The following is a 22,619-nucleotide window of genomic DNA, read 5'->3' on the forward strand; positions in this document are numbered from 1 at the left end:
ATGCTACGTTTTGCACATACAGAATATTTATGGGGATTGCTTTTAATCCCGGCGTTCATCCTGCTCTTTATCGTAGTAAGCAGATGGAAGACAAAGGCTGTAAAGTCGCTTGGAGACAGGGGCGTAGTGAACCAGATGATACCGGATGTATCGTTTTCGCGTCCCTGGCTTAAGTTTATCTTATTTACTATTGCGTTTGGGTTGCTTGTTATCGGCGCTGCTGACCCGCAACTTGGATCGCGCATGGAGGAGGAAAAACGCAAAAGTGCCGACTTAATGATACTGCTTGACGTATCGAACAGTATGCTTTCGCAGGATTTAGCGCCAAACCGTTTGGAAAGCGCCAAGCGTGCGTTGGCCCAGCTGATCGATAACCTGCATGGCGACCGTATTGGCCTGATAGTTTTTGCCGGTGATGCTTACGTGCAGATGCCCGTAACCACAGATTATTCGGCGGCTAAGCTGTTTTTAAATACCATCAACACCAATATGGTGCCTACACAAGGTACGGCAATCGGCGCGGCGATAGATTTGGGCATAAAGTCGTTTGATTTTAAGAATGGCACCGGCAAGGCTATGATCATTATTACAGATGGTGAAAACCACGAGGACGATGCCGTTGCCGCAGCTAAAGATGCCGCAGATAAAGATGTCAGCGTGCATGTGATCGGTGTTGGTTCGCCGGGTGGGGCGCCCATTCCAATTTATCAAAACGGAAAACAAGTTGGCTTTCACACAGATAGCGCCGGCCACACCATCATGAGTAAGCTGGACGAGAACATGGGTAAGGAAATTGCCGCAGCCGGCAACGGCGCTTATGTGCGTGCCACCAATGCCAACAGCGGGCTGGGCATTGTAATGTCGCAGATAGATAAGATCCAGCGTAAAACCGTTGACACCAAAAGCTTTAAGGACTTTGAGGACAGGTTCCAGTTTCTACTCGCAATAGCATTTTTACTGCTGGTGATAGAGTTTTTTATATCGAACCGCAAGAGCCAGCGTTTAAGTAATTTGAAATTATTTGAGGTGAAGAAGATATGAGGCAGCTGATTATTTGCTTATTATTTTTGATACAGGCTTCGTTGCTGATGGCGCAGGAGGATAAAAACCTGGTGCATAAAGGCAACCAGCTTTATGAGCAAAAAAAATATACCGAAGCCGAGGCGAAATACCGTAAGGCGGCCCGACTGAATAAAAACTCGCCGGGCAGTTTTAACCTCGGCGATGCGCTATATAAGCAAAAGAAATTTGAAGAAGCCGGGCAGCAGTTTAACCAGCTGGCAACTTCGGGCGATAAAAAAATGGCGGCGCAGGCTTACCATAACCTGGGTAATTCGTACCTGGAAAACAAAAAACTGGAGGAGAGTATAGAAGCTTATAAAAAGGCTTTACTAAACAACCCGAAAGATGACCAGACCCGCTATAACCTTGCATATGCCCAGGAAAAGCTGAAAGAGCAGCAAAAGCAGAACAAGGACAACAAAAACAATAAGGATAAAAAGAACAATAAAGACGATAAGAAGGATAACAAGGACGACAAGAAGAACGACAAAAACAAGGATAACAAGAACCAGGATAAAAACCAGGACAAGAAGGACGATAAAAAAGATCAGAACAAAAACGGACAGGACAAAAAGGACAATAAAGACCAACAACAACAGCCAAACAAAATATCAAAAGAAGATGCCCAACGTATGCTCGACGCTCTGAACAATGACGAAAAGCAGACCCAGGATAAACTAAAAAATAAGAAACTAAAAGGTGCAAGAATGCACATAGAGAAGGATTGGTAGGTGTTGGTTGGAAAAGTTGTAAGCGTTGCAGTGATTTTAAAGGTTAGGCTCCAATCTGTCACTTCTGCAACTTCTGCAACTACTATAACCTCTGCAACTAAAAATAATGAAACCCAAGTACTCCATATTGATTTTATTACTGTTTTGGACAGGCGCCCTGCTGGCCCAGGAGGTGAAGTTTACTGCCCAGGCAAGCAAAACCACGGTAGGTACAGGCGAACAGTTCCAGGTTGACTTTACGGTGAATGGCAATGCAAGCGATTTTAATCCGCCGGCATTCAGCGCCTTTCAGGTATTGTCCGGACCTAACCAGTCGACCAGCATGGAGTCGATTAATGGCAATACAACCGTTACGGCCTCTCTAAGTTATATTTTAATGGCGGTGAAGGAGGGCGAGTTTACAATAGGCCCTGCTACCTGTGTGGTAAATGGGAAAAAATATACCACCGGCAGCCTGAAAATTAAGGTGGTTAAGGGAAGACCGGTGCCCCAGGGCGCTGCTCAGCAAGCTGGAAGCGAGGGGACAATCGAGACGGCATCGGGTGATATCGCCAAAAATATATTCTTAAAAGCGGTGGTTGATAAGACAGATGTTTACCAGGGTCAGCAACTCACTGTAAACTTCAGACTGTACACCCGCATTGGCATTGATGACAGCCGGGTAGATAAGGTGCCTGATTTAACCGGGTTTTGGAATGAGGATATTAACAAGCCCCAGCAGCAACAGCAGGTGCAGTGGAAGGTGGAGACCTACAAGGGCCAGAAATATAATACTGCCGACATCAAGCAGACCATCCTGTTTCCCGAACACAGTGGTAACATTACTATCGATCCCTTCCAGATGACCTTTTTGGTGCGGCAGCCGGTGCAATCGCGCGATATCATGGACCAGTTTTTCGGCGGCTCATTTAAGCAGGTAAAGTATGTGGCTAAGAGCACCCCTGTCGTTATTCATGTAAAACCCTTGCCGGAAACAGGCAAGCCGGACAGCTTTACCGGTGCGGTAGGCACTTTCAACATAGAAACATCTGTAGACAGAAAAGAACTTAAGGCTAACGAGACCTTGAATTATAAGGTGAGGATTACGGGTGCAGGGAATATCAAATTATTGAATACAATTAACGTGAATTTTCCGGCTGATTTTGAGAAATACGACCCCAAAATTACCGATTCCACCACCGAAAGGCTGAGTGGCGTTTCGGGCAGCCGCTTTTATAATTACCTGCTGATACCGCGCCACGAAGGGGAATACACCATCGATCCGGTAAAATTCTCCTACTTTAATCCGGCTACTAACCGGTATTATACAGTTGCATCCAAAGCATTCAAAATTAAGGTGAATAAAGGTGTAGCTGAAAGTAACGTTACTGCGCTTGCAGGCGAGAATAAGCAGGATATTAAAATGCTGGATAAGGATATCCGTTATATAAAAACTAATGACACGGGTCTTGCTAAAAACGGCGACGGTTTTTTTGGTTCTATACCGTTTTACCTGCTGCTGTTACTGGGGCCGGTTGCATGTATTGCAGCGTTTAATTACCGCAACCGGATGATGAAGTTTAATAGCGATATCGTAGCCGTAAAAAATAGGCGTGCAAGTAGAATAGCCGCCAAACACATGGCCAACGCGCAAAAACAGTTACAGGCTAATAACACTGCCTTATTTTACGAAGACGTGTTTAAAGGAATGTATGGCTATTTAAGCGATAAGCTGAACATCCCCTATGCCAACCTTAACAGGGAGAACATCGCCACAACATTAAATGCAAGGTTGCCAGATGAAGTCCTGGTAAACCGGGTGTTGGAAACGCTGGACCTATGCGAGATGGCCCGTTTTGCACCGGTAACGCATATTACCAAAGAGGAAGTGTTTGAAAAGGCTAAAGGGATCATCAGCGATATTGAAAATAAAATTTAATACGATGAAGAGGATATTGTACATATTATTGGCTGTTGTTATCCCTTCGCTGTCATTCGGCGCCGACCAGGTACAGGCGCTTTTTGCTGCTGGTAATGCCAGCTATAATAAAGGGCAGTACAAGGAAGCACTGGACAGCTATAAAAAAGTTGTTGATGAAGGCTATGAATCTGCATCATTGTATTTTAACATGGGCAATGCCAGCTATAAAAACGGCGACATACCTTCGGCCTTGCTTTATTACGGCAAGGCGCACAAGCTTTCGCCCGGCGATGAGGATATCAATTTCAATATCAAATACGTCAATCTTAAAACCACAGATAAAATAGACGAGGCCCCTGAGTTTTTTATCACCAGGTGGTGGCGCGATTTTATCCTGGCAATATCAGCAAATGCGCTGGGTTGGATCAGCGTTCTGTTGGTGCTGGGCGGTTCAGGCTTGCTGATTTGGTATTTCTTTACTACGTCGGTTTCTATAAAGAAAACATCCTTCTATGCAGCGATGTCATCCTTCATCCTTGGATTAATTGCCATATTTATGGCTGGTATGCAAGTGAGTTATTTTAGTAATCACCGGGAGGCCATAGTTTTCAGCAGTACGGTTAATGTCAACAGCGGCCCGGTTGAAAAGGCCAAAACCTTGTTTGTTATCCACGAAGGCACCAGGCTTGATATTTTGGATGAGAGCAACGACTGGATTAAAATAAAGCTTGCCAATGGTAGCGAGGGTTGGGTAAAGGCAACCGATGTGAAGGAGATATAGAAAAATAGCATTTCTATGGCAGGGCGTATTCTATACGCCCACGAGGGTCGCCATTTATGGTAAGTAATCGCTTTGTTAAGGCGTATGCAACGCACCTTAGCACCCGTTTCCACCCGGCGCTTTAATAAGCAGCCAGGATAATAACGTTTACCTTTTACCTTTAACCTTAAACCTTTCGCCTTTTACCTTTCAGCTTTCACCTCCATTTACTTATTTTAGCCCCTTAATGGAAGAAAAAAATAATAAGAAAACCATCTGGGCATGGTGCATGTTCGATTGGGCTAATCAATCTTATAATATGGTGATCATCTCCACCATATTTCCCGCCTATTTTGTTGCAATAACCGCTAACCCCAAAAACGGGAATATGGTTAACTTTTTCGGGCATCAGTATGTAAATACCGTATTATCAACCTATATTCTCGCATTTTCGTACCTGGTTGTGGTGGCATTATTGCCGATATTAACTTCGATCGCCGATTACCGCGGGGCCAAGAAGTCATATCTTCAGTTATTTACATGGATGGGTAGCCTGGCCTGCGCCGGTTTGTTTTTTTTACAGCAGGGAAAACCACTGGAAACGCCTTTAATATGCTATGCGTTGGCGTCGATAGGCTATTGCGGAGGATTTGTGTTTTATAACTCCTACCTGCCGCAGATCGCCACGGTCGACCAGCAGGATGCAGTAAGCGCAAAAGGTTTTATATATGGCTTTATCGGCAGTGTTGTAGTGCAGGTGCTTTGCCTTATTCCCATTGAATTCCCGAAAACATTTGGAGTGACGGATGATATGGCTGCACGCATTTCTTTTCTGATTGTATTTATCTGGTGGATAGGATTTGCTATAATTCCCTTCCTGAAATTACCCAAGGGTGTTCCGAACGCCGGCTCGCATAATTACAACGTTTTTACCGGCGGGTTTAAAGAGCTGGCGAAAGTATTCAATAAAGTAAGGCAAATGCCGTTATTAAAACGATTTTTAGGGGCCTTTTTCTTTTATTCGGTAGGCGTGCAAACCATTATGCTGGTGGCCGCCAACTTTGCCGCTAAGGAGCTGCATATGAATGATGATTCGCTGATCCCCATTATCCTGGTAATACAATTACTGGCCGTAGTTGGCGCTTTGATCACCTCTAAATCATCGGAAAAATATGGTAACGTTAAAACGCTGATAGGCCTGGTGGCGATTTGGACGGTGATATGCTGCTGCGTGTATTTCGTAACAACGGTTAAGCAGTTTTATGTCGCCGCCGTTGTCGTAGGTCTGGTGATGGGTGGTGTACAGTCGCTGTCACGTTCTACTTATTCCAAATACCTGCCGCCAAATATCCCGGATACCGCTTCTTTTTTCAGCTTTTACGATGTGACGGAAAAGCTATCGATAGTTGTCGGCCTGTTTGCCTTTGCATTTGTTGAGGCGCAGACCCATGAGATGCGCAACTCAGCGCTGACGCTGGATTGCTTCTTTGCACTTGGCTTGTTTTTGCTGATTGTATTGTTGCTGGCAGAAAAGAAAAGGCCAATGGCTGACATAGAAGTGCCGGTGTGAGAAAGTAATTTGCCTGAATAAAACTAAGTTTGAATAGAGCCCATGGAACAAACCGCATCATACTGGATAAATCAACTTCAATTGCAGCCTCATCCCGAGGGCGGATTTTATAAGGAAGTTTTCCGGTCGGAAACTGAAGTGATGCGGCCACCCTCGCTGCTTACAAAAAGAGCTTGTACTTCCATCTACTATCTTTTGGAAGGTGAAGATTTCTCGGGGTTTCATCGTATCGCTTCAGACGAGATCTGGTATTTTCATAAAGGCGCGCCGCTGCATATCCATGTAATTGATGAAAACGAAGAGCATTTAACGCTTGAACTTTCTGACGAATCAACTGGCAACCTGTCGGTGGTAGTTAGGGCAGGACTATGGTTTGCTGCCGAAATTCCTTCAAAAAGTAGCTTTACCCTGGTAAGCTGCGCAGTGGCGCCCGGTTTTGAATTCACCGAATTTGAAATGGCGGTGAAGGAACAACTGACAGTGCTTTATCCGCAGCACGCTGATCTTTTCGCCAAATTGACCCGACAAGACCCTATGAAATAACATATTAATTTTTTAGCTTTAATTATTGCTTCCCTGTAAGCAATCAGCCCCTTTCACGACAAAATCTCCGGAAATTATAAATCACATAAACCAAAACTATGAAAAGAGTATCATTATTGCTGACCATGCTGGCAATGTTTGCCTGCACAGCCCTTCGTGCACAATTTACACCGTCGCAGCTTGTTGATGAGTTTACCCGTGCAAAAACCTACACTAAAGCTTATTTGGACGCTATGCCCGAAGACGGCTATGCATTAAAACCCACACCTGAAATGCGCACTTTTGCCCAGCAAATGCTGCACCTGGCGGATGGAGGCTACTTTTTAACCGGCATTGCTACAGGAAAACCAAGCCCGATGGGTAAAGATTATTCGGCTGAAAAGACCGTGGCTCAAACTAAGGAAGCTACAACCAAAGCTGTGATGGATAGCTACGATTATGTGATTGCTACGCTGAAAGCCATGTCGCCTGAACAACTACAGGAAAAAGTTAAATTCGATAAATATGAATTGAGCAGGTTTGAAATGTTTGGAAAAGCATTTGAGCACCAAACACACCACCGGGGGCAAACCACCGTTTATATCCGCCTGAAAGGGTTGACCCCGCCGAATGAGATGTTATTTTAAAATCTTGAATTTTTAGAAGACTTCTTAGTTTCTATAAAAGTGTACACTCTTCTATACACTGCGCACAGCACAATAAACAGCGCTTTTACCCTAAAAACGCGCTTTAAATCATTTAAAGCGTGTTTTTTTATAATTATGAAGCGCTTAAACGGTATTTGCATGACTTTACTGTGACTATGGCACAATGTTGGCAATATGGCAAACAACTAAAAAACAGAAACTATGAAAACTTCAGCTAAAACCACCGTAATACTTAAATCAATCGACCTTGAATTAAAAGCATTATTGCAACAGGATTTAGAACGTTTTAAAGCCCAGCACAGTAAACAGGCTGCCATCAAACAGGCTGCCTGATCATCATACATCCATCTACCTATGCGAAAAGAGTTCCTGCGGAGCTCTTTCTTCGTTTATAGCCAGCACATATTCGGGGAACTTACGTTGATAATTTTTGCTAATTTAGTTCAACCTTAACAGCAATTATTTTGAAAAATATACTCCTTCCCGTAATGCTTGCCATTGGAAATATGGCTATGGCGCAAACAAAACTGGTGGCCGTACAACAATACCGCGACTCAGTGGTTGTTTTTAATCTTGATAATAATATCAAAATTGCTCAGGCGGGAATCCCATTTAAATCCCACGAAATTACCTACGACCCGGCTACTAAAAAATGTTTTATAAGCAATTTCGGTTTGGAGGACTATGACCTGAAGATCGGCAAGACTGGTAACACCGTAACTACCTTCGACCCGTTTAAAGGAAAGGTTACCGGGTATATTTATACAGGCGGAGATACCTCTGCACATAACGGGCCGCATGGTATTAAAATCAGGCCACAGCATGGTGAGCTTTTTGTAAATACTGAGATCGGCGGCGATACCATGCGGGTTTTCAGCACAGGGAATTACAAGTTAAAGCGCCTTTTTACCTTACCCAAAGGCACGCACAATTTCTGGTTTACGGCTAAGGGCGATACGCTATGGCTAATGTCTGGTCAAAACGGAGTTTATCGTATTGACCCCGGATCCGGCGCAGTATTGCAACATGCCGGTCTGCCTACGCCGGTACGCGGGTTGCTGGTTGCCAAAAAATGGCTGGTAGCGTCCTGCAAAAATGAAATCTTCCTGCTTTCGAAAACTGATTTGTCCGTCATCAGGCATTTCAGTAACCTGCAGCTTAAAGCCGGTCTGATACTTTACTCCAATATAACTGAAGATCAGAAATACATCCTGGCCCCTGCACCGTTTGATAGCGTTGTACTGGTAATAGATTCCTCAACGGGCAATGTTGTACACCGCATAGAAACCGGCGATACGCCTATAAACGTGCAGGTAAACGGCTCAAAAGCCTATGTTTCCCACGCCAAAGACTATATGGCAACTATAGATTTAAATAACTTTACATCCTCAAAAAACTTAAAGGCGTACGGAACAAATGGACTGCTGGTTATTAAATGATCTTGTTTAGCCACAGAAACGCAGAGGGAAGATGCGGTGAACACGGAGATCTATCTTAAGATATAATTTTATTGAAGTGACAGGCTCAGCGTCCTCTTTATCTCTGTGGTTAAAAACAAGTAAAATGTTTTTAAATAGCAAAAGCAGGCTGGCCTTGCGCTATACCTGCTTTTATCGTTTAATTGACTACTAACTGACAGTTTAAATAATACTGTTAATTGATTTCAAATATACTTAAAAATATATTTTTAATATAATTAATATATTAAAAGTTAAATTTACATCGTGGATATAATGCGAGACTGAAAACTGAATATCAACACTATCCATATACCTGTCACAATGTTTAAATATTAGGCTGTGACGTTACCATTTTTAGTAATTTCGAAAAGCCATATTTATAACCATCCCCTCAATCAGCTTTACGATGTTCAAAAAGGGAATTATCATTTTCATACTGTCAATAGTTACAACCCTTAAGTTAACCGCTCAGATGGCGGCTGCACCAGATCAATTCGTGGTAAGAGGGTTTCACATCGATCTGCGCGTGCAGGTAATGACTATGGACGCCCTAAAAGCCTTTGCACTGAAATTGAGCAAGGAAGGCATAAACACTATCATAATGGAATGGGAGGCCACTTTTCCGTTTCAAAAGCATCCGCTTATCCCTAACAGGTACGCATACACCAAAGAAGAGGTGATCTCATTTATAAAGTATTGCGCTGATTTAAAGATAGATGTAATACCTCTGCAGCAAAGCTTTGGCCATGTTGAATACATTTTGAGGCATGACCGTTATAAAGGCCTTCGCGAAGACCAGAAAGACTTCTCGCAGGTTTGCCCGCTGCAAACGGATTTGGATAAGGCGTTATTCACTGATTTATATACCGAACTAGCGGCAATGCATCCTTCGAAATATATCCACATCGGAGGCGATGAAACCTATTTGCTTGGCCATGATGCGCGCTGCCAGGCAAAGGTGGCAAAAGAAGGGAAGTCAAAACTTTATATCGATTACATAAAAACACTTTGCGACATTGTTATCAAACTTGGTAAAACGCCGGTGCTTTGGGCTGATATTGCTTTAAAATATCCCGAAGCCATCAAGCTACTGCCCAAAGGAACAATATTTATCGACTGGAATTATGGCTGGAATATGAACAATTTCGGCGACCATCAAAAGCTGATGGAAAGCGGATACGAGATTTGGGGCTCACCTGCAATACGCTCCTCGCCGGATAATTACTTTTTAACTGAATGGGAAAAGCACTTCAAAAATATCCGTGACTTTGTGCCGGCCGCGGCCAAAATGGGATACAAGGGCATCGTAATGACCTCCTGGTCTACATCCGGGCAATATTCAGCTGTTTTTGAATCAGAGGATCAACTGGCGGAGGAATATGCTATCAGGCATGTATATCCGTTAAGTGGCTTCAACATGCTGGTTGATGCATATACGGAAAGCATTAATACTAATAAACCGCTGGATATAGATGATTTTATTGCGAGGTATTGTAAAACGCATTACGGTTTCGACGGTGAGCAGTCGGCAAAATTTTGGCGGGCTTTAACGACTACCCCTTACGAGGTGAGACATGGTAAAGTACTTTCAAAAACGCCGTTAACCCTGAAGCAGGTAGTGGATAGCACACGACTGGCGCTTGAAACCTTATATAAGTTAAGTCCGGCAGGCAATAAGCAAGAGTTTGAGCATTACAGGCTGATGACCGGTATACGGTTAAATTACCTGCAATTTGAAGAAATAGTGCAACGTATCAATTCGCCGGATTTTACAGCGGATATGGTGCCCGGAGTTTTACAGGAACTGAAGGATTTACTGATGACCGACGATGTGCTGAGCATGCACTTTACCGAGCAAAATAAAGGCTTTTTGAATCCCTCCGAACTTGAAACTGAAAACAATATAAGAAGCTTCAGGATACGTTTACTGTATGACCGTTTATCGAGAAAGAGATAATGCAGCAGCTGAAGATAGTTAACGGGCAGGTGATCACACCGGGCAGAATCATACAGGGCGGTTCTGTATTGCTGAAGGATGGGACTATAGCGGGCATAAGTGAACACAATATTGATGCACCGGATGCGGGGGTGATCGACGCAGCTGGCAAATATGTATCTCCAGGTTTTATAGACCTTCACGTTCATGGCGGAGGCGGCCATGATTTTATGGATAACTCCATAGACGCTTTTCTGGAGATAGCCCGCACGCATGCCAGCTATGGTACGACGGCGATGTCGCCTACTACCTTGAGCAGCAGTAAAGCCGATTTGCTGGAAACGCTCCGTGTTTATGAACTGGCTAATAAGCAAAACATCAGCGGTGCACAATTTATTGGTATGCACCTGGAAGGGCCGTATTTCGCGCCTAACCAATGTGGTGCACAGGACCCACGCTACATCCGCAACCCCGACCCCGAGGAATATAAAGAAATACTGGCATCCACCACGGCTATTAAACGCTGGAGCGCAGCACCTGAATTGAAAGTTGCTATTGAATTCGGAAGATACATAACTGATAAAGGAATTTTAGCCGCCATTGCACATACTGATGCTGTTTACGACGAAGCCCTGGATGCTTTTGAAAACGGTTACACATTAGCTACCCACTTGTATTCAGGAATGCTGGGCGTAACCCGGCGTAATGCCTATCGCTATGCGGGTGTGGTGGAAGCGGCCTATTTAATTGAAAGAATGGATGTGGAAATTATAGCTGATGGCATACATCTGCCGCCGCCACTGCTAAAACTGGTTTATAAAATAAAAGGCGCAAAAAGAACGGCTTTAATAACCGATGCTATGCGCGCTGCCGCTATGCCGCCCGGTGCAAGCGTGCTTGGCGGCCTGAAAAACGGCTTAAAAGTAATTGTTGAAGACGGTGTAGCCAAACTGCCAGACCGCAGCGCCTTTGCCGGAAGCGTAGCTACATTTGATTTGCTCGTGCGTAATATGATAAACCTCGCGGGCGTGCCCTTGACGGATGTTATCGAAATGGCGACATTAACCCCGGCCAGGATAATGAATATTGCGGACAGGAAGGGCTCACTCGAAGCCGGTAAAGATGCCGATGTCGTAATATTTGATGATAACATCAACGTTGAAAAAACGATAGTAAACGGAAGGCTTATCTATGAAAAGTAAAGAATTGGACGGTTTGCCCCGCAGAAACGAGATGCATCGCGTTTATGATAAGCTTAACATTCAGATATATGAAACCCGCCGCCAGATGGGCGTGGCTGCTACGCAAATTGTTAGTCAAAAAATAGCTGAGCTACTTGGTACCCAACCTTTTGTAAACGTCATCTTTGCCGCTGCACCGTCGCAAAATGAATTCCTGGAGGCTTTGGTTCAAACTAAGCCGATCGATTGGTCGCGGATAAATGCGTTCCATATGGATGAATATATAGGTTTACCGCCTGGAGATAGCCGGGCTTTTGCCTCTTTTCTGAAAAGCAAAATTTTCAGCCGTCTGCCGTTTCGCACGGTTAATTATATTGAGGGGATTGCAGAAGATATTGAAAAAGAATGTAAACGATACGCCGGCTTGCTGGCTAAGAATCCGCCGGATATCGTATGTATGGGTATTGGCGAAAATGGCCACATCGCCTTTAACGATCCGCCGGTTGCCGATTTTGCCGACCCTTTGATGGTGAAAAAGGTTGAACTGGACGCGGAATGCCGTCAGCAGCAGGTAAACGATAAATGTTTTGATGCTTTTGGGGATGTACCAACGCATGCCGTTACGCTGACTGTTCCGGCGCTGTTATCCGGAAAATACATATACTGCATAGTGCCGGGCGAGAAAAAAGCCAACGCCGTATTTAATGCCCTGAACGGAGAAATAAGCGAACGATGCCCGGCAAGTATTTTACGAAGGCATGAACATGCCATTTTGTTTTTGGATAAGGACAGTGCGGGAAGGTTATAATTAGCCGGAAAGTCCGTGTAAGGTCAGCCGGAACAGTAAATTATTAATAGCCAAACATTCGATATCAGGGAACACAAAGACTAAAATGCAAACATTTGATAATGAGTTTTTTGCGAAATGTTCGGGGTGTTCCGTGCAGGAAAACGGAACGCCAAATTCGGAATTGCAAAACAATACGGCGATTAGTCTATAGTGTATAAAAAACACAATAACTTTGGAATAATGCATTGATTTGCGCTATATTGTCCGCCAAACCGAGAGAAATATAGAACCTATGGCCCGCTCTCCCAATTGCAGGCATATTAACATGAAAAACTTTTTAAACAAGGATTTTTTACTGGAAACCCCGACCGCACAACGCTTGTATCATGAATATGCCGCCGGGTTGCCGATAATTGATTACCATTGCCATTTGCCGCCCGACCAAATTGCCGGGGACATTAACTTTCAAAATCTGACGCAAATCTGGCTTAATGGAGACCATTATAAGTGGCGGGCAATGCGTGCAAACGGAGTAGGCGAGGAGTACATAACAGGTAACAAGAGCGATTGGGAAAAATTTGAAAAGTGGGCGGCAACCGTTCCTTATACGCTGCGGAACCCATTATACCATTGGACACACCTGGAGCTTCAGCGTTATTTTGGCATCCACGAATTGTTATCGCCAGCCACAGCAAGGAAAATATATGACGAGTGTAATGAGAAATTACAATCGCCGGAGTATAGCGTCAGGAATCTGATCAAAAATAAAAACGTCGAAGTGGTTTGCACTACAGATGATCCGCTGGATAGCCTCGCTCATCATGAAAAAATAAAGGCAGATGGTTACAAGGTAAAAGTTCTGCCTGCATTCCGTCCTGATAAGGCGATGGAGGCGGGCAATGTAAATGCCTTATATACCTATATCAGCAAGCTGGAAACCATAAGCGGCAACGCCATTTCCGACTTCAACGATTACCTGGCTGAGCTAAAGAAACGGCATGATTTTTTCGCTGTACACGGTTGCAGTGTATCCGACCATGGACTGGAACATTTATATGCCGAGAAATATACCGATGATGAGGTTCGCGCGATCTTTACTAAAATACGCAAGGAGCAGGTGCTGACGCCGCAGGAGGTTGGGCAATTTAAATCTGCTATGCTGTATCATTTCGCGGTTTGGGATAGTGAAAAAGGATGGGTGCAACAGTATCACCTGGGAGCCTTGCGAAACAATAATACCCGTGCCCTTAGCCAGGCGGGCCCTGATACCGGTTACGATTCTATGGGCGACTTCAGCCAGGGAAGGACCATGTCCCGGTTTTTTAACAGGCTTGAGTCAGAAAATAAGCTTGCCAGAACCATATTGTACAATCTTAACCCGGCCGACAATGAGCTGTTTGCAACCATGACTGGCAATTTTAACGATGGAGCGATACCCGGGAAAATGCAGTTCGGCTCGGCATGGTGGTTTCTTGACCAAAAGGATGGAATGACCAAGCAGCTGAATGCCCTCTCGAACATGGGGTTATTAAGCCGTATGGTGGGCATGCTGACCGACTCGCGCAGCTTTTTATCCTACCCAAGGCACGAGTATTTCAGGCGCATATTGTGCAACCTGTTCGGTAATGATATAGAAAACGGCGAATTGCCCAATGATATGGATTGGACAGGTAAAGTGGTGCAGGACATCTGTTATTACAATGCAAAAAACTACTTTCAATTCGATAAAGCCAAATGAGCGCCACCATCCACCATCAACCCGGGAAAATATTGTCGTTTGGCGAATTGTTGCTGCGGATAACGCCTGATGCCGGCGGCCGATGGCTGAATGAAAACCAACTGCCTTTTTACGTTGGCGGCGCAGAGCTGAATGTGGCGACTGCGCTAGCCTTATGGGAACTGCCTTCCAGGTACTTTACCGCTTTACCAAACAATAGCTTATCGGTACAAATTATAAAATATCTTAGCGCTAAGGGTATCGACACAAGCCCTGTTTCTTTTGGTGATGGCAGGCTTGGGCTATATTTTCTGACCAGCGGACAGGACCTGAAACATGATGCACTGGTTTACGATCGTTCAGACTCTGCATTCTCGAACCTGAAACCCGGCATGATCGATTGGGATGAGGTACTGGAAGGTGTAACCTGGTTTCATTTCAGTGCAATTTGCCCGGCTATCAATCAAAATGTTGCTAATGTTTGTGAAGAAGTTTTGCGGGCCGCATCGGCAAAAGGAATTACAATTTCTGTAGATTTAAATTATCGTTCAAAATTGTGGAAATACGGTAAATCGCCCCGGGAAGTGATGCCGGATTTGACGAAATATTGCGATTTGATAATGGGAAATGTGTGGGCCGCCGAAACCATGCTGGGCATACCGGTGGCGCCGAATATCCATGAATCGGGGCAGCAGAGCATATATTTAAAAGAAGCGTTACACTCTTCGGAAAATATTATGCTGCAATTTCCCAAATGTAAGGCTGTCGCTAACACGTTCAGGTTTGATGCATCGTCAGAAATTAATTATTATACCACGTTATATACCGGCGGAAAATTTTACAATTCGCGTACCTGGCAAACTACGTCGGTTATAGACAAGGTAGGAAGCGGCGATTGTTTTATGGCGGGCATTATATATGGTTTCTACAGAGGCTGGGAGCCGGCGGAAACCCTTGAGTTTGCCACCGCAGCGGCATTTGAGCAGTTGTTTGTAAAAAGCGATGCGACAGATAAGACAGTGGCAGATATACAAAGCAAGCTGCGCGAAATTTAAATAATTGACTATTACTATATCATGAAAATAAAAAAAGCTGTGTTGAGCAGTATATTGTCTCAAGGTATGCTGCCGCTGTTTTTTTACGAGGATGCCGTGGTAAGCCTTGAAATAGTACGCACCCTGTATACTGCCGGTATACGGGCAATTGAATATACCAACCGTGGTAAGGAGGCTCTGGACAATTTTAAGGCTATAAAAAAGGTAGTTAACCGCGAAATGCCTGAACTTTATTTTGGAATTGGGACGGTGAAAAACGTTTCGGACGCCGAGGCTTTTATCGATATAGGCGCCGATTTTATCGTAGCCCCCATTGTTAACCCGGAGGTGGGTAAGGTTGCTCACAAGCATAAGTTATTGTGGATACCAGGATGTATGACTCCGACTGAAATTTATTTAGCCCAGAAAAACGGGGCCGATTTGATAAAGATTTTCCCCGCAAATGTTGTCGGCCCTGGTTTTATCAGCTCAATAAGAGAATTATTCCCCGGTCAGTTATTTATGCCAACCGGAGGTGTGGAATTAGAGGCGAAAAATATCAGTGGCTGGTTTCACGCGGGAGCCTGTGCCGTGGGTATGGGCAGCAAGCTGATCAGCAAAAAAATAATGGACAAACGGCAATACGACCAGTTGCATGCTGATACCCTTAAAGCGGTTGAGCTGGTAAAAGCTGCCATGTGATAAACCAACCTCAATTATTTAATGAGCCCAGGCTAATACTATGGCTGAACAGTAGTCTCGCTGGTTCTTGACGCACACTCGCCACCAGTAATGAAAAGACGGTGGTATAATCTTCAATTAAGATTTATGAAAACATTAGTTTGCACCACACCAGGTCATTTTGAATATCAGGAAGCTGATAAGCCAATCCTGCAAAAGGGATATTCCATAATTAAGATTAAACGTGTGGGCATCTGCGGTACCGATCTGCATGCCTTCGAGGGCACACAGCCCTATTTTGAATATCCGCGGATATTGGGCCATGAACTGGCCGGCGAGCTGATTGATTTTGACGATGCCCCAGGTTTTGCAGAGGGTGACCGGGTAACTATCATCCCATATTTCAATTGCGGAAGCTGTGTCGCTTGTCGTAACGGCAAACCGAATTGCTGTGTTAATATAAAGGTATTTGGCGTGCACATTGATGGAGGAATGGCTGAGTATATTTCAGTTCCCTCGTCCAGCCTTGTAAAAGGTGAGGACTTAAGCTATGACGAACTGGCATTGATTGAGCCGCTGGCGATTGGCGCGCATGGTGTGCGGAGGGCCGGGGTGCAGAAAGGTGAATTTGTGTTAGTAATAGGCGCGGGGCCGATTGGGCTTGGTGCTATAGAGCTTGCCCGTACCACGGGCGCTAAAGTGATTGCTATGGATGTAAATGCAGGCAGGTTATTGCACTGCCAGCACCATATGCGCATAGAACATACTGTGAATGCCGCTACAGAAAATTCAGTAGAACGGATAAAGCAAATAACTGGCGGTGATATGCCAACTGTCGTGATTGACGCAACCGGCAGTCAAAAAGCCATCAACAATGGTTTTCAGTACATGGCCCATGGCGGCAGGTATGTGCTGATCGGCCTACAGAAAGGTGATATAACTTTTAGTCACCCCGAATTTCACAAACGCGAAGCCACATTGATGAGCAGCCGCAATGCTACCCGCGAAGATTTTGAATATGTAATTCATTGCCTGAATAACGGGCACATTAATCCTAAAAACTACATTACCCATAAAGTTGGGTTTGATGAGGTTGCCAATAAATTTGAAAGCTGGCTGAAACCGGAGACAGGGGTGATCAAGGCGATGGTAACAATGGACTAAGACTGGTTCAAAGCGGGCTCCCCTGCCGGTGGCTTATTCTTTCCAGAAAGCCAAGTACGATTTTGTTAAACTCATCCGGGTGCTCTAAATTGGGCATGTGGCCGGCATCTTCAATTATTACCAGCTTACTGCCCTGAACATTTTGCTGTATCTCTTGGGCTTTGGCTACCGGCGTAAATTCATCCTGGCGACCGACAATAATCAGGGCAGGAATATCAATATCAGGCAATACCTTGTGCAGGTAATCTATGCGCTCGCAGCGGGCGCGCATGGCAGTAGCTGCAGCGGCAGGAGAGGTGTGGAGCATCATATTCATCACAAGCTCTGCAACTGCAGGCATTGATTGCACATGGTCGGCTTTAATCATTTTGTGGATAGACTCATTGGCGTAACCACCCATACCTTCGCTTTCCATGCGTTCGGCAGCAGCATACCGGGCTTGTTTGGCTTCAGGTGTATCCAGGCTGGCAAATGTGTCGCAAAAAATCAGGCTTTTTACCCTATGCGGCGCCTGGCGGAATATCTCCATAATAAACTGCCCGCCCTGTGATAGCCCGGCAACATGAAAATTTTGTATTTTCAGTTCATCCATCAATGCAAGCGCGTCGGTAGCATAGTCTTCAAAACGCGTGATGCCGGAAGACGGAAGGCTGCTTTTACCATAGCCCCTTAAATCAGGGGCGACAACCTTATAATACCGGGAAAATACAGCTATCTGCGGGTTCCACATCGTGTGGTCGAATGGATGTCCATGCATTAGCAGTACGGCTTCGCCTTCGCCGCTTACTTCGTAATATAGCTGGATATTATTTGCTGTTACAACTGGCATGAGAAGATGTTTTGAACGAGCAAACTTACAAAGTCCCAAAGACTTTGTAAGTTTAATTATGGTTTAAGAATGGTTAAACTTTCTTTGGAGGCAAGTCGAACGCTACGGCATTATGCTCAAAATGCCCTTTGTGCGATCCATCGCAAAACGGCTTATTAGCCGAGCGGCCGCAGCGGCAGATAGATACTACCGTACGGCCCTGTAAGCCATATTGATTACCCTGTGCATCTACAATCTCGAAGTCGCCGTCAACTTTTACTGAGCCGTTGCTGTTTATTGTAAGTCTGGTTTTTTCCATAAATATTTCAATTTTCTGCGAAGGTAATTAACGTTTGTTGGTCTGCCTTAAGCAGATGCTTATATAGACGGATTCTAATTAATAGCTATTCACAATTTTTTTTAATTTTTTACGTCACAATATCGTTTGAAATGCGTCTAATATACATGAAAAAGGCTTTTTTTCGCCTCATCAATACTTGAACCTTATAACCAATTACACATTTACCTAAAGTTAGTCATGAATTACCCCGGTCATACTATCCAGCAAGACACTGTTGACGAAGCCAGCGTGAAGGCTATTCAACACCAATTAAATAAAAAAGGCTGCGGCCCTGTTAAGATAAGCGGCGATTATAATACAGATACCTTTAACGCGGTAATGCTCTTTCAAACCCGTTTTAACGATGTTTACGGACGCCCACTGGACGCAGACGGCATTGTTGGCCCCATTACCTGGGCTGTATTATTCGGCGCAAAAAGTAATAAGGCAATAATAAACGCGCCCAATAAACTTTTAAGAACAGTATTGGAAATTGCTGCTGCCGAAATCGGCGTAACTGATACAAAAAGTGGTACTAATCCAATCGATAAGTATTTAGATGCATCCGCGGCAGCTAAAGGCAAGCCCTGGTCCATGGCTTTTGTTTATTGGTGTTTTGAGGAGGCCTGTACGAAACTTAAAGTTGCCAACCCGGTTTTTAAAACAGGCGACGTGCTGTCGGGATGGCGCAAATCGCGCGGCAAGATACTTACCTGTCACGACGCTAAGGTGAATACTTCGCTGGTATTACCCGGCCAGGTTTTTATCATCGCCACCGGCGGCGGACAAGGGCATGCCGGCTTTGTTGAACGGAATGAAAACGGGTTGCTTACTACTATCGAAGGGAATATCTGTATCGACAGTGCGGACGGCTCTATCGGCGTTTTCAGGCGCACCGGAAGGTTTATCGATTCTATTAATACCGGTTTTATACAGTTTGAGTGAAGGGGAGCAGAGCCAATGGACAAGAGCCAGAGATCGGGGCAAGAAAGCCCGGGTTTCTAACCTGAGTCTTGGCGGCTGATCCTATTTTACAAGCACTTCCCGCAGCACCCGCCACACGTTGTTACCCACAATCCTGGCTCCCCCGGCTGTTGGATGTATACCATCCTTCTGATTCAGCTTAGGCACGCCGCCCACATCCTTTAACAGAAAGGGCATAAAGGTCATGTTATTTTTTGACGCCAGCTGAGGAAATACATCCTTGAAACTGTTGGCGTAAGTAGCGCCCATGTTTGGCGGTACCTGCATGCCCAATAGCACTAATTTAGCATTTGGGTACTTCGCTTTGACAGCATCTACAATATCCTGCAGATTTTTTGCGGTCTCGGTGGCCGGTATGCCGCGCAAGCCATCATTGGCGCCAAGCTCCAATACAAAAACGTCTATTTTTTGCCTTAATATCCAGCCGATGCGGGCTTTGCCGCCAGCTGTAGTTTCACCGCTGACACCGGCGTTGACCATCTTATATGGCAGTTTAGCAGAATCAATTTTATTTTGTACTACGCCGGGGTAAGCTTGTGACGGATCATCAAGGCCATAGCCGGCGGTAAGGCTGTCGCCAAAAAATAGAATTGTTTTTTCTGTGGTATTCGAATCGGTTTTAGTGGTATTCGCAGTAGTATCACCCGCAGGTTGCGTCTTTTTGCCGCCACAAGCGGCAAGTACCAATATTAATAATGTAATGCTTGATATTTTTAATTTATGCATTTCTTTAACCTTTCACCTTAATCCTTTCTAATTTCCCCTCAATATTTCCAGCGGCGGCCTGTTCAATACCCCGCGGCTGTTTAATAATCCGATAACCACTGTCAATACCGAAATAATTACAAACAATACAATTGCCGGCAATACATCGATATTAAAAGGGATCTCAAAACTAAACCGGGCTAATAACCAACTCCCGCCTGCTGCAATCACAATGCCGGTTAATGCAGAAAGCATGCCTAAAAATAGGTATTCAAGTGCAGTAATGGTAAATATTTGTTTGCGGCTTGCGCCAAGCGTGCGTAACAGCACGCTTTCCTGTATACGCTGGTATTTGCTGATACGGACGGATGCGATCAGTACCACAACGCCGGTAATAATGCTGAAAGCGCTCATAAAGCGGATGACATAACCGATTTTATCCAGCAGACCGTCGATAACGTTCAACACCAACCCTAAATCGATAATAGATACATTGGGAAACTGGCGTACAACCGCCTGCTGGTACCGGGCAGATACTTTTGCTGACGGCACATGCGTAAGCAGTACATGAAACTGCGGCGCATCTTCAAGCACACCAGTAGGGAATACAATCTGAAAGTTGGTTTGTATTTTGTTCCAGTTTACCTGGCGCACACTGCTGACAATGGCAGGCATTTGAACACCCTGCACGTTAAATACAAGGTGGTCGCCTACGTGCACATTATTACGCCTTGAAAAGTTGTCTTCAATAGAGACGGGTATTTCTTTGGCGTCGCCTGCTTTACCCACCCAATTGCCTTTAAGTAATTTCTCTGTAGCGCTTAATGAATCGCGGTAGGTAACGCGATATTCCCAGGTAAAGGCGCGGACGGGGATTTTTATAGAAGTATCTTTTTTAACATCAGCCTCGGTTTTGCCATTGATCTTTATAAGGCGCACGGCTACTATCGGCACCTGCTGTATAACGGGAAGGTGCTGCTGTTTGGTTAACTCTGCTAGGCCTTTTTGCTGACTTGTTTGAATATCGAATAAAATCATATTCGACTGGTTGCCGCTTGACGACAGCTTCACCTGCGCCATTAAAATATTCTGGATAAAAAACAGCGTGCAAATAAAAGCAGTGCTTAAACCGATCGATGTAATCAAAATAATGGTTTGATTATTTGGCCGGTAGAGGTTAGCAAAGCCCTGGCGGAACAAATAGCCCCAGGTGCTTTTGATAAATGCCCGCATCAGCCGCATGAGCAGCCATGCTGTAAAGGCCAATATTAAAAATGCTATGGCGATGCCAATAGTAAAAAACACGCTGGCCATCCAGCTATCCAGTTGAAAATACGTAAACGTAATAATGAAGCCTATGATCAGCAGATAAACCAGCCAGCGTAAAGGGTCGCGCACCAGGTTTACTTCGTCGTAATTAATGCGCAGGGTATTCAACGGCGATATATTGCGGATGGAGATGAGCGGCAGTAACGCAAACAGCACGGAGATAATAATGCCCAGTAACACGCCCTGGCCAATAGCCAGCCACGAAATATCTGTCGATATCATTAGCGGCAGGAAATCCTTCATCACCATTGGCAGTACGTTTTGTATAACAGTACCCAGCGCGGCGCCGATAACCGAACCTATAATTCCGATACCAATAATTTGTATCAGGTAGATCAAAAAGGCTTCAGACGCTTTTACGCCTAAACAGCGCATAATCGCAATAGAGGCAATCTTTTCGCGGATATAAATATGGATAGCGCTCGCTACGCCCACGCATCCCAGCAATAAGGCGATGAAACCAACCAACGAGAGGAACCGGGTTAAATCCCCAAAGGAGCGGCCGGTGCTTTCTTTGCGGCTCTCAATGGTTTCGATGTTCATTTCGGCCTTGTCAAGTTTGGGTTCGATTGATTTTACCAGTTTGAGTACATTAACCGATTTATCGAGTTTGTAATAGTAGCTATAATTAATGCGGCTGCCCTTTTTTTGCAAGCCGGTTTGTTCTAAATATTGCAGCGGGATATATACAACGGGGGCAACGCCGGAAGATATGCCGGTTTGCCCCGGTGCTTTGTCCAGTATGCCTGCCACCAGGAACGTAACCTCGCCCACCTTTACCGAATCGTTTACATGCACGTTAAATTGCAGAGCGAGTACTTTATCTACCAATGCTGCTTTTCTGCTTCGGAAGGATTGTCCGGCTTGTACTGGCTCTGTTTCCAGGCTGCCATAGTACGGATATTGTCCTTTTAGGGCACGAACCTGTACCAGCCTTGTCCCTTTGCTCACCGGAAAATACACCATTGAAGGGAAACTGCGTTCTTCGGATTTTGAGCCGCCTAAAGAATCAAGCAACGGCTTAATTGAAGCATCGGGCGGGTGGCTGCCCTGTACCATTAAATCTGCACCGATCAGCGTTGCAGCCTGCGAATCCACATCTTTTTGAAGATTATATCTGAAAGAGTAAATAGCAACCAAAGCCGCTATACCAAATATAATTGCGGAAATAAAAAGCAGCAACCTCGACCGGTTTTTACGGCTGTCGCGGCGGGCCATGTCAAACAGCCAGCGAACGCTTAATTTGCGTTTGGTTATTAGGGGCGTGTTTTCCATGG

General features: G+C 44.9%; 21 protein-coding genes. 17 read left to right on the forward strand and 4 right to left on the reverse strand.

Annotated features, from left to right (window positions below; all coding sequences use genetic code 11):
- The 16 genes from Q3W13_RS02560 to Q3W13_RS02635 all read left to right on the forward strand — a co-directional run bounded on the left by Q3W13_RS02560 (position 1) and on the right by Q3W13_RS02635 (position 17,176).
- A complete protein-coding gene (locus Q3W13_RS02560) occupies positions 1 to 1,041 on the forward strand; it encodes a VWA domain-containing protein (RefSeq protein ID WP_302861106.1) in 1,041 nt (346 codons plus the stop codon).
- Entirely contained in the window at positions 1,038 to 1,793 is a 756-nt protein-coding gene (locus Q3W13_RS02565) for a tetratricopeptide repeat protein (protein ID WP_302861108.1), read from the forward strand. Before Q3W13_RS02560 ends, Q3W13_RS02565 begins: the two co-directional genes overlap by 4 nt.
- A 106-nt stretch (positions 1,794 to 1,899) precedes the next feature.
- Positions 1,900 to 3,711 carry a BatD family protein gene (locus tag Q3W13_RS02570; protein WP_302861109.1) on the forward strand — a complete coding sequence of 604 codons (1,812 nt, stop codon included), beginning with the start codon at positions 1,900 to 1,902 and terminating at the stop codon, positions 3,709 to 3,711.
- A gap of 4 nt (positions 3,712 to 3,715) precedes the next feature.
- Positions 3,716 to 4,474, forward strand: coding sequence for a tetratricopeptide repeat protein (locus tag Q3W13_RS02575; protein WP_302861111.1), 759 nt, complete (start codon positions 3,716 to 3,718; stop codon positions 4,472 to 4,474).
- Positions 4,475 to 4,700: 226 nt separating this feature from the next.
- Positions 4,701 to 6,023: an MFS transporter gene (locus Q3W13_RS02580; protein ID WP_302861113.1), complete on the forward strand. Its 1,323-nt coding sequence runs from the start codon at positions 4,701 to 4,703 to the stop codon at positions 6,021 to 6,023.
- A 42-nt stretch (positions 6,024 to 6,065) separates the two neighbouring features.
- Positions 6,066 to 6,566, forward strand: a complete 501-nt coding sequence (locus Q3W13_RS02585; protein ID WP_302861114.1) for a cupin domain-containing protein — start codon at positions 6,066 to 6,068, stop codon at positions 6,564 to 6,566.
- A gap of 98 nt (positions 6,567 to 6,664) precedes the next feature.
- Positions 6,665 to 7,192: a DinB family protein gene (locus Q3W13_RS02590; RefSeq protein ID WP_302861115.1), complete on the forward strand. Its 528-nt coding sequence runs from the start codon at positions 6,665 to 6,667 to the stop codon at positions 7,190 to 7,192.
- A 222-nt stretch (positions 7,193 to 7,414) separates the two neighbouring features.
- Positions 7,415 to 7,546, forward strand: coding sequence for a hypothetical protein (locus Q3W13_RS02595; protein WP_302861116.1), 132 nt, complete (start codon positions 7,415 to 7,417; stop codon positions 7,544 to 7,546).
- 131 nt (positions 7,547 to 7,677) lie between these two features.
- Positions 7,678 to 8,652 (forward strand): YncE family protein, encoded by a 975-nt coding sequence (locus Q3W13_RS02600; RefSeq protein WP_302861118.1) that lies wholly within the window; start codon positions 7,678 to 7,680, stop codon positions 8,650 to 8,652.
- A gap of 427 nt (positions 8,653 to 9,079) precedes the next feature.
- Positions 9,080 to 10,630, forward strand: a complete 1,551-nt coding sequence (locus Q3W13_RS02605) for a beta-N-acetylhexosaminidase (RefSeq protein ID WP_302861120.1) — start codon at positions 9,080 to 9,082, stop codon at positions 10,628 to 10,630.
- Positions 10,630 to 11,811 carry an N-acetylglucosamine-6-phosphate deacetylase gene (nagA, locus tag Q3W13_RS02610; protein WP_302861122.1) on the forward strand — a complete coding sequence of 394 codons (1,182 nt, stop codon included), beginning with the start codon at positions 10,630 to 10,632 and terminating at the stop codon, positions 11,809 to 11,811. The genes Q3W13_RS02605 and nagA overlap by 1 nt, the downstream gene beginning before the upstream one ends.
- On the forward strand, positions 11,801 to 12,598 hold the full coding sequence (locus Q3W13_RS02615) for a glucosamine-6-phosphate deaminase (protein WP_302861123.1): 798 nt from the start codon (positions 11,801 to 11,803) through the stop codon (positions 12,596 to 12,598). Before nagA ends, Q3W13_RS02615 begins: the two co-directional genes overlap by 11 nt.
- A gap of 307 nt (positions 12,599 to 12,905) precedes the next feature.
- Positions 12,906 to 14,318: a glucuronate isomerase gene (uxaC, locus tag Q3W13_RS02620; RefSeq protein ID WP_302861124.1), complete on the forward strand. Its 1,413-nt coding sequence runs from the start codon at positions 12,906 to 12,908 to the stop codon at positions 14,316 to 14,318.
- Entirely contained in the window at positions 14,315 to 15,352 is a 1,038-nt protein-coding gene (locus Q3W13_RS02625) for a sugar kinase (protein ID WP_302861125.1), read from the forward strand. The genes uxaC and Q3W13_RS02625 overlap by 4 nt, the downstream gene beginning before the upstream one ends.
- A gap of 21 nt (positions 15,353 to 15,373) precedes the next feature.
- Positions 15,374 to 16,033: a bifunctional 4-hydroxy-2-oxoglutarate aldolase/2-dehydro-3-deoxy-phosphogluconate aldolase gene (locus Q3W13_RS02630; protein ID WP_302861126.1), complete on the forward strand. Its 660-nt coding sequence runs from the start codon at positions 15,374 to 15,376 to the stop codon at positions 16,031 to 16,033.
- 126 nt (positions 16,034 to 16,159) lie between these two features.
- Positions 16,160 to 17,176: a zinc-binding alcohol dehydrogenase family protein gene (locus Q3W13_RS02635; RefSeq protein WP_302861127.1), complete on the forward strand. Its 1,017-nt coding sequence runs from the start codon at positions 16,160 to 16,162 to the stop codon at positions 17,174 to 17,176.
- Positions 17,177 to 17,183: 7 nt separating this feature from the next.
- Here the strand turns inward: Q3W13_RS02635 and Q3W13_RS02640 are convergent, their stop codons facing one another.
- Together Q3W13_RS02640 and Q3W13_RS02645 are read right to left on the reverse strand one after the other, a co-directional pair.
- A complete protein-coding gene (locus tag Q3W13_RS02640; protein WP_302861129.1) occupies positions 17,184 to 18,005 on the reverse strand; it encodes an alpha/beta fold hydrolase in 822 nt (273 codons plus the stop codon).
- A gap of 73 nt (positions 18,006 to 18,078) precedes the next feature.
- Entirely contained in the window at positions 18,079 to 18,303 is a 225-nt protein-coding gene (locus Q3W13_RS02645; protein ID WP_302861132.1) for a CDGSH iron-sulfur domain-containing protein, read from the reverse strand.
- A 219-nt stretch (positions 18,304 to 18,522) separates the two neighbouring features.
- On the opposite strand from Q3W13_RS02645, the gene Q3W13_RS02650 reads away from it, so the two are divergent.
- Entirely contained in the window at positions 18,523 to 19,269 is a 747-nt protein-coding gene (locus tag Q3W13_RS02650; protein WP_302861133.1) for a peptidoglycan-binding protein, read from the forward strand.
- An 81-nt stretch (positions 19,270 to 19,350) separates the two neighbouring features.
- Here Q3W13_RS02650 and Q3W13_RS02655 read toward each other — a convergent pair whose 3' ends face one another.
- Together Q3W13_RS02655 and Q3W13_RS02660 are read right to left on the reverse strand one after the other, a co-directional pair.
- Positions 19,351 to 20,034 (reverse strand): arylesterase, encoded by a 684-nt coding sequence (locus Q3W13_RS02655; protein WP_302861135.1) that lies wholly within the window; start codon positions 20,032 to 20,034, stop codon positions 19,351 to 19,353.
- Between the two features lie 27 nt (positions 20,035 to 20,061).
- Positions 20,062 to 22,617 carry an ABC transporter permease gene (locus Q3W13_RS02660; protein ID WP_302861138.1) on the reverse strand — a complete coding sequence of 852 codons (2,556 nt, stop codon included), beginning with the start codon at positions 22,615 to 22,617 and terminating at the stop codon, positions 20,062 to 20,064.
- Positions 22,618 to 22,619 lie beyond the last annotated feature (2 nt).

Origin of the sequence: Mucilaginibacter sp. L3T2-6 (genome assembly GCF_030519355.1) — a bacterium.
Taxonomy (GTDB): Bacteria; Bacteroidota; Bacteroidia; order Sphingobacteriales; family Sphingobacteriaceae; genus Mucilaginibacter.

Bases quoted from the DNA above. Each gene is read 5' to 3' on its own strand.
- Q3W13_RS02630 (WP_302861126.1), top strand. From the start codon at position 15,374: ATGAAAATAAAAAAAGCTGTGTTGAGCAGTATATTGTCTCAAGGTATG.
- Q3W13_RS02650 (WP_302861133.1), top strand. From the start codon at position 18,523: ATGAATTACCCCGGTCATACTATCCAGCAAGACACTGTTGACGAAGCC.
- Q3W13_RS02570 (WP_302861109.1), top strand. From the start codon at position 1,900: ATGAAACCCAAGTACTCCATATTGATTTTATTACTGTTTTGGACAGGC.
- Q3W13_RS02615 (WP_302861123.1), top strand. From the start codon at position 11,801: ATGAAAAGTAAAGAATTGGACGGTTTGCCCCGCAGAAACGAGATGCAT.
- Q3W13_RS02645 (WP_302861132.1), bottom strand. From the start codon at position 18,303: ATGGAAAAAACCAGACTTACAATAAACAGCAACGGCTCAGTAAAAGTT.
- nagA (WP_302861122.1), top strand. From the start codon at position 10,630: ATGCAGCAGCTGAAGATAGTTAACGGGCAGGTGATCACACCGGGCAGA.
- Q3W13_RS02635 (WP_302861127.1), top strand. From the start codon at position 16,160: ATGAAAACATTAGTTTGCACCACACCAGGTCATTTTGAATATCAGGAA.
- Q3W13_RS02605 (WP_302861120.1), top strand. From the start codon at position 9,080: ATGTTCAAAAAGGGAATTATCATTTTCATACTGTCAATAGTTACAACC.
- Q3W13_RS02585 (WP_302861114.1), top strand. From the start codon at position 6,066: ATGGAACAAACCGCATCATACTGGATAAATCAACTTCAATTGCAGCCT.
- Q3W13_RS02575 (WP_302861111.1), top strand. From the start codon at position 3,716: ATGAAGAGGATATTGTACATATTATTGGCTGTTGTTATCCCTTCGCTG.
- Q3W13_RS02655 (WP_302861135.1), bottom strand. From the start codon at position 20,034: ATGCATAAATTAAAAATATCAAGCATTACATTATTAATATTGGTACTT.
- Q3W13_RS02595 (WP_302861116.1), top strand. From the start codon at position 7,415: ATGAAAACTTCAGCTAAAACCACCGTAATACTTAAATCAATCGACCTT.
- uxaC (WP_302861124.1), top strand. From the start codon at position 12,906: ATGAAAAACTTTTTAAACAAGGATTTTTTACTGGAAACCCCGACCGCA.
- Q3W13_RS02590 (WP_302861115.1), top strand. From the start codon at position 6,665: ATGAAAAGAGTATCATTATTGCTGACCATGCTGGCAATGTTTGCCTGC.
- Q3W13_RS02560 (WP_302861106.1), top strand. From the start codon at position 1: ATGCTACGTTTTGCACATACAGAATATTTATGGGGATTGCTTTTAATC.
- Q3W13_RS02640 (WP_302861129.1), bottom strand. From the start codon at position 18,005: ATGCCAGTTGTAACAGCAAATAATATCCAGCTATATTACGAAGTAAGC.
- Q3W13_RS02580 (WP_302861113.1), top strand. From the start codon at position 4,701: ATGGAAGAAAAAAATAATAAGAAAACCATCTGGGCATGGTGCATGTTC.
- Q3W13_RS02625 (WP_302861125.1), top strand. From the start codon at position 14,315: ATGAGCGCCACCATCCACCATCAACCCGGGAAAATATTGTCGTTTGGC.
- Q3W13_RS02660 (WP_302861138.1), bottom strand. From the start codon at position 22,617: ATGGAAAACACGCCCCTAATAACCAAACGCAAATTAAGCGTTCGCTGG.
- Q3W13_RS02565 (WP_302861108.1), top strand. From the start codon at position 1,038: ATGAGGCAGCTGATTATTTGCTTATTATTTTTGATACAGGCTTCGTTG.